The sequence below is a fragment of the Lysinibacillus sp. EB271-A1-10B genome, from assembly GCF_058791335.1.
Window position 1 is genome coordinate 72,949 of the sequence record NZ_JBYTDL010000022.1, and the last position, 12,235, is coordinate 85,183.

At 34.2% G+C, this 12,235-nt stretch carries 12 protein-coding genes and 2 pseudogenes; 3 read left to right on the forward strand and 11 right to left on the reverse strand.

Features of this window, described 5'->3' with window-relative positions:
- Window positions 1-136 precede the first annotated feature (136 nt).
- The 6 genes and pseudogenes from AC3WSK_RS21325 to AC3WSK_RS21350 form a co-directional block, all read right to left on the reverse strand.
- On the reverse strand, window positions 137-955 hold the full coding sequence (locus AC3WSK_RS21325; protein WP_079563220.1) for a phosphoenolpyruvate hydrolase family protein: 819 nt from the start codon (window positions 953-955) through the stop codon (window positions 137-139).
- Window positions 921-2,180, reverse strand: a complete 1,260-nt coding sequence (locus AC3WSK_RS21330) for a Tm-1-like ATP-binding domain-containing protein (protein ID WP_079563219.1) — start codon at window positions 2,178-2,180, stop codon at window positions 921-923. The genes AC3WSK_RS21325 and AC3WSK_RS21330 overlap by 35 nt, the downstream gene beginning before the upstream one ends.
- A 274-nt stretch (window positions 2,181-2,454) precedes the next feature.
- Window positions 2,455-2,745: a helix-turn-helix domain-containing protein gene (locus AC3WSK_RS21335; protein ID WP_492414488.1), complete on the reverse strand. Its 291-nt coding sequence runs from the start codon at window positions 2,743-2,745 to the stop codon at window positions 2,455-2,457.
- 117 nt (window positions 2,746-2,862) lie between these two features.
- Window positions 2,863-3,675 (reverse strand): annotated as a pseudogene (locus AC3WSK_RS21340) (phosphoenolpyruvate hydrolase family protein); the annotation flags it as partial.
- A 146-nt stretch (window positions 3,676-3,821) separates the two neighbouring features.
- The gene (locus AC3WSK_RS21345; RefSeq protein ID WP_079563217.1) at window positions 3,822-4,391 is read right to left on the reverse strand and encodes a histidine phosphatase family protein; all 570 of its coding nucleotides are present in this window, start codon (window positions 4,389-4,391) and stop codon (window positions 3,822-3,824) included.
- A 77-nt stretch (window positions 4,392-4,468) separates the two neighbouring features.
- A complete protein-coding gene (locus AC3WSK_RS21350; protein WP_079563216.1) occupies window positions 4,469-4,954 on the reverse strand; it encodes an Lrp/AsnC family transcriptional regulator in 486 nt (161 codons plus the stop codon).
- Window positions 4,955-5,168: 214 nt separating this feature from the next.
- On the opposite strand from AC3WSK_RS21350, the gene AC3WSK_RS21355 reads away from it, so the two are divergent.
- The gene (locus tag AC3WSK_RS21355; RefSeq protein WP_079563273.1) at window positions 5,169-6,110 is read left to right on the forward strand and encodes a DMT family transporter; all 942 of its coding nucleotides are present in this window, start codon (window positions 5,169-5,171) and stop codon (window positions 6,108-6,110) included.
- Here the strand turns inward: AC3WSK_RS21355 and AC3WSK_RS21360 are convergent.
- Both AC3WSK_RS21360 and AC3WSK_RS21365 read right to left on the reverse strand, forming a co-directional pair.
- Window positions 6,102-6,275, reverse strand: a complete 174-nt coding sequence (locus AC3WSK_RS21360) for a hypothetical protein (protein WP_170939041.1) — start codon at window positions 6,273-6,275, stop codon at window positions 6,102-6,104. The genes AC3WSK_RS21355 and AC3WSK_RS21360 overlap by 9 nt on opposite strands.
- 156 nt (window positions 6,276-6,431) lie before the next feature.
- On the reverse strand, window positions 6,432-7,052 hold the full coding sequence (locus AC3WSK_RS21365; RefSeq protein ID WP_079563215.1) for a YgaN family protein: 621 nt from the start codon (window positions 7,050-7,052) through the stop codon (window positions 6,432-6,434).
- A 221-nt stretch (window positions 7,053-7,273) separates the two neighbouring features.
- Here AC3WSK_RS21365 and AC3WSK_RS21370 point away from each other — a divergent pair, with 221 nt between their 5' ends.
- A complete protein-coding gene (locus tag AC3WSK_RS21370) occupies window positions 7,274-7,732 on the forward strand; it encodes a putative iron-sulfur cluster-binding metallochaperone (RefSeq protein WP_079563214.1) in 459 nt (152 codons plus the stop codon).
- 68 nt (window positions 7,733-7,800) lie between these two features.
- On the opposite strand, the gene AC3WSK_RS21375 is transcribed toward AC3WSK_RS21370, so the two are convergent.
- The 3 genes and pseudogenes from AC3WSK_RS21375 to AC3WSK_RS21385 all read right to left on the reverse strand — a co-directional run bounded on the left by AC3WSK_RS21375 (window position 7,801) and on the right by AC3WSK_RS21385 (window position 10,850).
- On the reverse strand, window positions 7,801-8,610 hold the full coding sequence (locus tag AC3WSK_RS21375) for a hypothetical protein (RefSeq protein WP_492414487.1): 810 nt from the start codon (window positions 8,608-8,610) through the stop codon (window positions 7,801-7,803).
- Window positions 8,611-8,803: 193 nt separating this feature from the next.
- The gene (locus tag AC3WSK_RS21380) at window positions 8,804-9,421 is read right to left on the reverse strand and encodes a DUF3267 domain-containing protein (protein WP_079563212.1); all 618 of its coding nucleotides are present in this window, start codon (window positions 9,419-9,421) and stop codon (window positions 8,804-8,806) included.
- A 19-nt stretch (window positions 9,422-9,440) separates the two neighbouring features.
- Window positions 9,441-10,850: pseudogene (locus AC3WSK_RS21385) on the reverse strand (aminotransferase-like domain-containing protein).
- A gap of 130 nt (window positions 10,851-10,980) precedes the next feature.
- Between AC3WSK_RS21385 and AC3WSK_RS21390 the strand changes: the two are divergent.
- A complete protein-coding gene (locus AC3WSK_RS21390; protein ID WP_079563210.1) occupies window positions 10,981-11,892 on the forward strand; it encodes a DMT family transporter in 912 nt (303 codons plus the stop codon).
- The last annotated feature ends 343 nt before the right edge of the window (window positions 11,893-12,235 follow it).

Consider the following 12,235-nt stretch of genomic DNA (forward strand, 5'->3'; position numbering starts at 1 on the left):
TCAAAAAACGAATCCAATTTGAACAATCTTTTTTCAAATTGGATTCGTCTTATTTATTTAGATTATTTAAATCAAACTTTGCTTCAATGTCATAACCGGTACTTTGTATCTTCTTCTGATATGAAAATACTTTCAATTATAAACCTTTGAAAGCTTCAGTTTGTTCCTTTATTCCTTTTTCTGCAGCAAATCTCTCAATACTAGAAGCACCAAAGAATCCAACAATCCCATCTACTCTTTCAATAACATAAGCAGCATCTTCTGGTTCTGCAATTGGACCTCCATGACAAATTGCTAATATATCAGGATTTATAGACTTACCAGCATTAATAATTTTTTGAATTCGATCGACACAGTCATCTAGAGTTAATGCAGTTTGTGCACCAATCGTTCCTTTTGTTGTTAATCCCATATGGGCCACTAAAATATCTGCACCCGCTTCAGCCATTTTCTTTGCTTGCTCTTCATCGAAGACATAAGGTGTCGTTAGTAAGTCTAATTCATTAGCCTTTCTAATCATATCTACTTCTAAATCATAGCCCATCCCAGTTTCCTCTAGATTTTGACGAAATACACCGTCAATTAACCCGACTGTAGGAAAGTTTTGAACCCCACTAAACCCTTGTTCTTTCAGCTGCTTTAAGAAAACTTCCATCACTTTAAAAGGATCTGTTCCATTAACACCAGCTAGTACTGGAGTATCTTTTACAACTGGTAATACTTCATTACCCATTTCCATAACAATTTGATTGGCATCACCATAAGATAATAACCCAGCTAGGGAACCACGACCAGCCATTCTATAACGGCCAGAATTATAGACAATTAACATGTCAGCTCCACCGGCTTCACTACTTTTAGCTGTAATTCCTGTACCAGCTCCAACACCTAACAGAATATTACCTTTTTTAATTTCTTCTTTAAAACGATTCAATAGTTCTTGTCTCTTTGACATTATTGCTATCCCTCTCTTTATTTTCTATTAATTCAATCAATTTTTTCGCTGCAGCTAGTGCAAACTCTTCACTATTAATATCCGCATTGATTTCAATCATTTCCACTTTACTTTGGTCAACATTTTCTCTTAATGTATCAAATAACATTCTATCTTCTTCTAAACCATAAAAAGGTTGCCCTTCAACATCTAGACCAGATAGCCCTCCTAGCGGTAAAAATAATGCTGTGTATCCTTTTGCTAAAGCTAATTTTTCTGCAATTACTTCACCTATTTGTTTGTTCTCTTCAACGGATGTGCGCATCAAAGTAACTGTTGGATTATGCTTATAAAATTTTCGACCTTTAAATTTATCAGGGACAGAGTCGAATGGACCGAAGTTAACCATATCTATTGCACCCACCGATACAACTTGAGGAATTTGTTTTCGTGAAGCTGCTTCTAAACGATTCGGTCCAGCTTTTAATATACCGCCAATTAACTCATCAGCCCATTCAGTGGTCGTTATGTCAAGGACACCATCTATAAATCCATTAGCTATTAAATTCTCCATTGTACGACCACCAACACCTGTTGCATGAAATATTAATACTTCATATCCTTTAGCTTCCAAAAAATCTTTAGCCTGATTAATACAAAGTGTTGTTAGTCCAAACATAGTTGCAGCAATCAGTGGCTTTTTTTTCACGATCGTTTTATTGTCAAAATTCAGCATACCTGCAATCACAAATACTGCATTCGTAAATATTTTTGTCGAAATTATATTTAAACCAGCAACGTCTACTACGGATGGAATCATAATGATGTCACTAGTACCTACATACGGCTCCGTATTACCAGAAGCAACTGTAGAAACCATCACTTTTGGAACACCTATTGGTAGTGCTCTCATACCAGTTGTTACGATAGATGACCCTCCAGTACCTCCAAAGGAAAGTACACCGTCGAATTTACCTTCTTCATACAGTTCCGGCAAAAGCACTTCCATCCCCTTCGCAAGAACTGCGGTTGCATTTGCTCGATCTCTCTTTGTCGCAATGTCCTGTATATCTTCTGCAGCTGCAGCTGCTACTTCAACATTTGATACGTCAGGCTCAAATGCTGGATTAAAAACACCAGTATGAATCGTAAAAGTATCGAAACCTAAAGATTCAATCAACTCTTTTACATACAAATATTCTTTTCCTTTTGAATCAAATGTTCCAGCCAAAGCAATTGTTTTCATATCATCTCTCTCCCTTCTAGATCTTTAAATCGTCAAAATAATCATATAAGAAAGCGATTACATTTATTACTCCATTCCATAATAACGTTTTCTTTTAGGAGAGTTAATGTGCTTTTGTTCTATAAAATTGTCTCTTTGTTATATTATCAATTATGCTTTGGCATAATCGCGTCTGGAATCGGCTTTGTGCTTAGGCCTGCACGAGGGCCAACACGATGTCGATCATTTCAGTAATGCCATAGGACGTGGCGTTCTTAGACTGAGTTCCTCTATTTCAGCGGGTGTCCAAACACCTACTGAAAGAAGTTAAATAGTTTTTAGGTGACACACCTTTATATTTTTTGAATATTTTACTAAATTGAGTGTAATCCGGATAACCTACCATTTCAGCAATATTATTTAGCGGTATTTTTTCAAATTTCAGTATTTCGATAGCGCGATTAAGCCGAAAATTAATAAGATATTCAGTAAATGAAATACCCATCTCTTTTTTAAATAATGTACTTAAATAAGAGCGAGACAAGCTTAATATTTCGGCCACTTCATTCAACGAAATTTCGTCCATATAATGTAAGCTGATATACTTCTTTGTAAAATTAATATAATCCTCTTGGCTTCCTAAACCATCAGTAATTTTACTGATTAATTCATCCAACTTAAAATCGTTCGTCTGCTTAAATGATTTCGTAATATGTATAAGTGCTTGTTCATTTGGAATCCTTTCAAAAACGGAACCTCCGATGTACCCCATAATAGTAGTATCATCGTACATATACTGAACATCTATTGGCTTATTAACCGGACCTCCATAAATCATGTTAATAATGTTTGGATTCAGTTCATTACATCTATTAATAATAGTTACAGCCATCCTTTTGGCAGCATGTAAAGATAAAATCTTTTTAGCGCCTAGTGATCCCCCATTCGTTAAACCTTAGTGAACACAAATAATATCTGCCCCCGCTTCTACCATACTTATAGCTTGCTCCTCGTTAAATACAAAAGCTACTGTAAACAAACCTTTTTCACTAGCGATGCGAATTGCTTCTATCTCTTTTTCATATGTAATTCCTTGTTCTTCTAAAGCTTCCCTAAAAAGCCCATCTATCAGACCAATACTTGGATAATTATTAATACCTGCAAATCCTTTCTTCTGAATCAAATCGATATAGCTATCTAATTCAATTGTTGGATCTGTTGCACATAAACCAAAACAAACTGGAATTTTTTTAATCGTAGGAATAATCTCTTTGCATGCAAAATCCATTACAACATCATTACTATTGGCATACGGTAAAAAACCTGCTAATGAGCTTACCCCCATTAATCTAAACCGCCCTGAATTTAGCGCAAGAATAAAATCAGCGCCACCTTGTTCTGCATATTTAGCTGTCATTCCAGAACCTGCTGCAACACCTAAAATATATTTATTTTTATTTATTTGTTTGTTCATATAATTTTTTATTTCAAACTTCTGATTTAGTTTGTCATCCATTTAATTTTCACCCCTACTAACATTGTTTAGTCTTCAGTTATTTTAATCATTCTTCTCTTTTAGAGTAATAAACATTATCTCTACTACCAAAGCTATACTTACTGATTTCCTAACTTTATAAGGTGAATTACTTCAACAACCTCTCCCTATATCTCCCATAACCTTTTTACATCGACCAATTCTTGCCCATTGAATTCCATTCTGTATATGTCTGGCTTTGTTGTCTGTAATAAAAAGTTCAAATCATATCTACTATCATAAAACCCCATCATTAACGTCATTACAGCCCCATGTGTGCCAATTACTACTTTCTGACCTGGATATACGTTTACTATTTCTTCTAAAATTTTAATAGCACGTTTCTGACAGTCAGCATTTGACTCGCCTCCCTCTAAAGCATAGGTTGGGTCAGAAAATGACTTTTGTAAAAAAGGGAATAATTCCTCGTCAGAGATTCGCTTATCTCCTGCAATAAATAGTTGCTCTTTTAGATCTTCAAATATAATAACCTCTTTTTCTATTTGATTAGCTACTTCCTGAACAGTTTGGATTGAACGACTATACGGGCTTGAAATAACAGTATCAATGCCTTCTTTTTGTAAAATATCAGTTATTCGTCGAGCGTCTAACCTACCTTTTTCAGTCAATTCTCTCGTTCTCTCATTCCCGTCTTTTGGTGAATCTCCATGTCGCACCATATATATGAATGTTTTCATAATGCCTCCTAAAATTGAGTTTTGACCTAAATCATTTTTGGGACGAAGCTAAATATACATATTGTTCTGAAGAACTTCTACTGTTTATCTTCTGATATCGGTAAGACTGTAGAATATTTAATTTCTCTTAATGATAAGTTAGTTTGAATACGGGATATGCCCATTCTATTTAATTTTCTAATAAAGCTATCTAATTCTTTTCGGTCTCTAACAATGACCTTTAAAAGATAATCATACTCTCCTGTTAAACAATGACATTCTAATATTTCGGTCATTGTTTTCAAGGTATTTTCCAAATCTTCTAATTCCTTAGCTTGGTGAATATTAGTACTCATGAAAACATAGCACAGTAAATCGAATCCAAGTTTCTCAGGATTTAAAATGGCAACTTGTTTGTCAATAAATCCTTCACTTTCTAAACGTTTTATCCTTGTGTGGGTTGCCGGCGGAGACAAATTCACCCGTCTCGCTATCTCTGCATTACTTATCTGAACCTCTTTCTGCAAAATATCTAGTATTTGAGTATCAACACGATCTAATAATTTTCTTTCCACATCTCTCATACTTTTTTCTCTCCTTTTTTTATTCGAAATTTCAACCATATTCGACATCTATTTTTAATTTTATTCTGCAAAATTTCATTTTTCTTTTTATTGTTTTGATTTTTAGCATTCTTACAAAATATTATACTGTTAAAACAGTAAAAGTGTTATGATTCTTTTATTAAATATGTAAGTTGATTGTACGTAAAACAATCAAAGGAGAGATAGTGATTTGATGAATATCTATGTTTTATTAATGCTTTTAACCAGTTTGCTTTGGGGCGGCAATTTTGTAGTGGGCAAATCTCTTGTGGAACATGCCTCCCCCTTAACATTGACGAGCTTAAGGTGGCTCATTGCCATTGCAGCCCTTCTTCCAATGGTATGGTGGAAAGAGAAAAAACTTCTTCCCTCTCGAGCTGCCCTTCTCCCTTTATTTTTAATGGGCATTTCAGGTGTGGTATTGTTCAATATCTTTCAATTTTTAGCATTAGAAAGAACTACGTCGACAAATGTTGGTCTCATTTCAACATTAAATACAATTTCTATTGCGTTTTTTTCATTTATTTTTCTAAATGAAAAAATGAATAAACTTCAAGCACTTTCAATGCTAGTTTCGTTGTTTGGTGTGCATCTCGTACTTTCAAAGGGGAATATCGATTTTTTATTGTCTTTTCATTTTAATTTGGGTGATTTATGGATGATTGCAGCTGTATGTGTATGGGGAATTTATTCCGTTTGTAGTAAATGGGCAATGAAGACTACTTCGCCACTAATGTCTACTTTGTATTCAGGAATATTCGGACTTCTTGTACTATTACCGTTTAACCTTAAGGATTTTACCATTTCCAATGTTAATCATTCATTTATTCTTTCTCTTTTATATACTGGGCTTATCTCCACGGTTGTTTGTATGGTACTTTGGAGTATTGGTATTCAAAAATTAGGGGCTACAACATCCGGTGTTTTCCTTAATTTCAATCCGATTTTCACGGCACTTTTAGCGTTTTTATTTTTAGGAGAAAGCATTTCTTGGACTCAAGGGATTGGAGGGTTGATTGTTATTTTAGGATGTTATTTATTTTCACATTTTAAGTCAAACACAACCAATTTGAATACATGCCTTTCAAATAAAAAAATGTCAACAAAATATGTTGACACTCATAAATTACAATGAATTATATTTTTTCACTTGTAAAGGAATAGATAGTACATATAAATCTACAGCATATGTAATAATCGTAATCCCTTTACCTTCTTCAGTAAATTTTGCTTGAAGAAAACGTTCCGAAACTTTTCTTTTCCCCCATCTTTTAGGGAACCATTCAAATCCTAATAACATATAATTTATCACCTTTTAGTATTTTCTTTTATAAGAATGTTATTTTCATATAGACTATTACATTAAGACTAAGTTGATTCTACACATTTTGTAGAATAACTTGGTTCCTTTTAATATTATAGTATTTGTCTTTTTAAGAAGATATAAAAACAGAAGTTATTTCTTTACATTATTGGTCCATAAAATTCTGTATAAAAGTGCAAACTCAGCTTCTTCAATACCCGCGGGTAATTCACCATTTTCGCTTCCAACAAACCTCAATTTATCTTTTGTAGTACCTACCCACGCCGCTAAATAAATAGGTTTATTTTTCTCTAAAGTAACTTTTTCACTTACTAGCTTACTGAAAGATGAAGATGTCATGTTATTAGAATAATTAGTTGTAGCAAACCCAGAAGGTATACCACTTATCAGTTGTAAAGAATGGTCCTTGTCATTAATGTTATTTATTCCAAAAGAAACGATGCAATCTTCAAACTTTGTTTGTGGTTCATTCGAAGTACTTAGCGACTCTTCTTTAAGTTTACCGTTTTCATACACCTCTACGGTAAATTGTAAATCATCATCTTCCTTCAAATTGCCTTCCAACTTAAAAAATGCAATTTGCTCTACACCTGTTTTACTAATGAGTAATTCTTCTTTTTCACTCATCTTATATGGCTCAATGGTTAATTTCGTATTTGATATTGATTTTTCGTTTTCTTTTTCTACACCCACGCACCCCGTTAACAACAAAGTAAAAATTATAAACAAACTACCGCTTATAAAGTTTCGCATTTTTCACTCTCCTGATAAAAATCAATTTTTAACTAATTATTTCAAATTTCTTCTATTTTTTCAATAATCTCGTGTTCACTGTCTTGTTGATAAAGAAGCAATTCCTTTACCCCTATACCTTCTTATATGGTTTATACTTTAAGGTATATTAAGAGTTTTAACCAACATCTTGCTATTAAAACTTTAGTAGCAGAAAATAAATCGTACGAGGTGAATCAAAGATGGGAAATTGTTGTAGTAGCCCTAAAAAAAATAATATTAATAACACTATTATTTGTCCGTCTTGTAAAAATAAAGCTAAAAATATACAACTAATAACAATAAAATCATTGCTTAAACCATCTGTATTAGGAACAATAAATGCTATGGAAAATCACTATTTTTGTTCTACGGTAGATTGTCATGTCGTTTATTTTGATACGAGTAATAAGGAGTACACTCTTCCTGATATAAAGATAACTGTGCATCAAAAGGATGACTCATTAAGTACACCTGTTTGTTATTGTTTTGATTGGACTAAAGACAAAATTAAACACTATGTAGAAAATGAATTGACGCCAAATCCATTAGATCATATTCGTGCAAATATTAAAGAAAACCGTTGTGGCTGCGAGATAAACAATCCTCAAGGTAGTTGTTGTTTAGGGAATGTTACGAAATATATGAAAGATCTAGCCTAAATAAAAAGGAGTCCTAAAATCCTAGTAAAACAGGGGTTTTAGGACCTTTTTATTGCTCGTGAAAATTGTTAATCAATTAATTGATTATACTTTTCTGTAGGGAAATCAACCCCTAGTTCTTCCATTTGTTTTTTTGCATTCTCAATTAATTTTGTTGCTTCTTTTTTAGTTTCATCATCCAAATTCGCGAATCTTCCGCCTTTTTCTTTATGGGTTGGAAGGGTTACTCCTAGGTCTTTTAGTTTTTTATTCGCTTCCTCTTGAGTTAAAGAACCCCCTTTAACTCGCTTCATAATTTCTTGTATCTTTGTTTTTGTTTCATCATCTAAATTGGCGAATTGTTCGCCTTTTCCAATATGGGTTGGAAGGGTTACTCCTAGGTCTTTCAGTTTTGTATCCGCTTCTTCCTGAGTTAAGGCACCTTCTTTAACTTGCTTCATAATTTCTTGTGCCTGTGTTTTTGTTTCATCATCTAAATTGGCGAATTGTTCGCCTTTTCCAATATGGGTTGGAAGGGTTACTCCAAGATCTTTCAGTTTTGTATTCGCTTCCTCTTGAGTTAAGGCACCTTCTTTAAGCTGTTTCATAATCTCTTGTACTTGTGTTCTTGTTTCGTCGTCTAAATTAGCGAATTTATCGCCTTTTCCATTATATTTTGAAGATAATGACACCCCTAAATTAGCTAGTTCAGTCTTTAGGTTGTTTAAAATTTCATCAACTTTTTGTTGTGTTTCAGCATCCAAATTTTTGTATTTATCTACATTTACTGTTTCCTTTTGATTTGTAGCTGCAAGAGTTGGAACAGTTGTACCGCCAATTATCCCTATTGATAAAGCTCCTGTCATAGCATAAATCGAAATCTTACTTCTTATTTTCATTCTTATTCACTCCTTGAATTAGTGTAACGGGGTGTTTGCCCCTAAGCTTAGATTTAACCAAGCTGTATCTACACTATATCGATGAAGTGTGTCAGCTGTATGTCAAAAGAACAGAAATTTTAAAAAACGTATTATCATTGCCTCCTCCTCTTTCTTATGTTTTCTATAACGGTATTATTCCTATTAAGGTGACTTACCCAGACTTAGCTTTTTTCCAATAAGTATTTGGTCCATTACATGTTAATGTTGCGTTTTTCGGTACCTGTTTCATTATAAGAAGAAGATTTAGTAAATCAACTGACGATCCCATTGCGTTTAGTATGACCAAGAACTTTAATGTCGTTGTCAAGAGTCCAACTACACTTAAAATTAGTGGCAAAATTATTGACAGTATTATAAAAGGAGCAACCGTAATGAAGATATATCTTGATTTTGAAATCTCTTCTTCCGTAATAACAAAAGCCCCGAACAGAGTAAACCCTACAGATATTTTTTCTGATTTCATAAAATTAGGAATGAACATCAAATGAAGTAATTCATGAATGATCATTAGTAAGGCTAGCCACAAAATAATACTAAAGTTAATTGTTATAGTGATTACACCAGATGAAAATCCAAAATCGCTCAAAAAAATACTGGAGAAAATATTTATTACCCCAATAGAAATCATTGAGGCGACAATCATTAAAGGGGTCGATAACAAAATAGCACTTATTAAATTTTTAGGTTCTTTCAGTGGAATCCAGCCATTATTAATTAGTTCTACATGTAAATTCGGGTCACTTTGCGGTAATTTGTTTCGTAATTTCATTTTACCCCTCCATTACAATCTATTGATGTTTAATAATTTCACTTAATTTTAAAATGCCTTCTCTAATTGTTTTGAGTGGAGCATACCCGTAGGAGATTCGTATAAATAATCCTGATTTTTCGGCATAAATACTACCAGGATTCAGAAGAATATTGTTGGATAACGCTTTCTCAAACAGCCTTTTTACTTTATATTCTGGATTTATTTTAACCCATATGAACAATCCACCTTTTGGGATGTCCCACGTAGCGTAAGGACTCAAATATTTATCTAGTGCATTTAAAGCAACTTTTCTACGAATGTTAAGTTGTTCTCTTACTTTATCAAGATGATCCTCATATAGATTACTTGATAGCCACTCTGCTGCTACGAGCTGAGAAAGAGTACTTGATCCATAATCGGATTGCATTTTTAAATCTGCTAATCGATTAATGACTGACTCCGAACCTACTACCCACCCAATTCGTAATCCTGGACTAAGGGTTTTGGATAAACTTCCAACATACAATACATTCCCGTAATGGTCCATCGCTTTTAGTGGTTTAGGTGGTGGATTGTCAATCCATAAATCACGGTACACATCATCTTCTATAACTGGCAGTTGCTCTCTTTCACAGTAGGCCATTAATTCCTGTCGCCTCTCTTATTGCATTAATGCGCCTGTTGGGTTGTGGAAGGTTGGGATTGTATATAAAATATTCTTGCCTTTTTCATTAGTCGGATAAATGGAATCTATAATAATCCCCTCACTGTCCATCGTTAATCCTTGCAACGCCATCCCAGCAGACTCAAAAACAGTCAATGAGTAAAGGTAGGACGGCATTTCTAACAATACCGATGAACCTCTTTTTAGGAGACCAATTGAAATTAGATGTAAAGCTTGGAGCGCACCAGAAACGACAAGAATGGACGACGGTGAAGCTTCAATTCCTCTTACTTTTAAATAATCACTAATGGCTTGGCGTAATTTTATATTTCCTTTCGGCTCTTCATAGCCAAAAGTGGTCAATTGATTCGAAACTTTTTGAACAACGGCTTTCATCTCTTCTAAAGGGAACATCTCTGGTGATAACTCCCCTTTACTCAACTGAATAAGATTCGCATTCGATTCCGCTTCGTTAATTTCCTGCACCATAGAAACGCTTGGTTTATGCGTTCCTAAAGTGATATTTCCACTCCAGTTCGTCGAGGATTTTGCCCCCATCAAAGTCCAAGTATTATTGGTGACGACAGTTTCCTTTCCTGCTTTTCCTTCAATGAGTCCTTCTGCCATTAGTTCCTCTAAGGCTGTTATGACTGTACTCCGATTAACCTCAAACTGTTTGGCCAGATTACGTTGACTTGGTATAGGACTGCCGATCGCCCACTCCCCTTTCGCAATTTTCTCTTTAATAAAATCAATAATTAATTGGTATTTTGGCTTTTTCATATGTACTCCCTTTAATGAACTGGTTGGTTATTTTTATTTTAACCGGTTGAAGAAATTTTACCAAAGTCCTATTAACATTAAAATCATCAATTTAACCGGTTGGATGATAAAAGTAGAACGAGGTGTAATTATGTTTAAAACATTCAATTTAAAAATTATATCTGCTCATTTCTTAATGATCCTTTTATGGGCATCAGCTTTCCCAGGAATCCGAGTCGCATTGACGGCTTATTCACCCGAACATATATCACTATTACGATTATTAGTCGGCTCATTCGTATTAATCATCATCGCAGTTATTACAAAAACGCCTTTACCTGCACAAAAAGATATCCCAATTATTTTATTACTTGGCTTTTTAGGATTCACTGTATATCAAGTAGCGCTTAATTATGGGGAGCAAACGATTAGTGCTGGCGTTGCAAGTTTACTTGTTTCAACAACCCCAATATTCACCGCCTTGTTAGCTGTATTCTTTTATCGAGAGAAGCTTGGGTTATCGGGATGGCTTGGTTCACTTGTTGGTTTTTGTGGTGTAGCATTTATTTCTGTAGGAGGTTCAACCGGAAACTTTGTTTTTAATACGGGGATCATCCTAGTTTTAATAGCATCCCTTTCAGAAAGTATATACTTTGTTTTTCAACGTCGTTATGTAGAAAAATACGGGGCTCTTCCATTCACGATGTACGCAATTTGGTCAGGTACTATCTTTATGTTGCTATTCTCATCTGGCTTGAGTGAAGCCATTATGGACGCGCCGTTAAATGCAACATTCGTCACTTTGTATCTCGGCATTTTTCCAACAATCATTCCCTATTTTATGCTAGCCTATGTTACATCACGAACAGGAGCAGCTGAAGCAACGAGTACACTTTATTTAACTTCTGTTTTTGCATTTCTTATTGCGTGGATCTGGCTTGGTGAGGTTCCACATTTTTCGGCCCTAACAGGCGGCTTGATTACTTTAATAGGTGTATTTATTGCAAACATAAAGAAAGAAGATTGTATAAAAGAAAATAACAATGCTCAGAGTTTAAACTAACTATCTCGATTGTATAATTGCTTCATTGCTCTTTACAGCCTGTTGACAACAGGAATTAGTGTAGTTCTATACCTGTTGTCCTTTTTTCAATCTTTTTACGTAACAATTGCTAATATATTGTAGATGAACTATTCGTTGGAACATATTGCATTAATAACAGCTTTTTACTCTATTTAACTATCAGAAACTTCGACAATCATTAGGCATTTAGTTGTTTGTCCATCTCAATTGCTGTCAAAGCGCATAATAAAAACCTTCCACAATTGTGAACTGCTCCCCAATTATTAGACACTCAATCTAACAATTGGAGGTGCAGTTTTTGTATGGTTAAATTTAAAGAAAA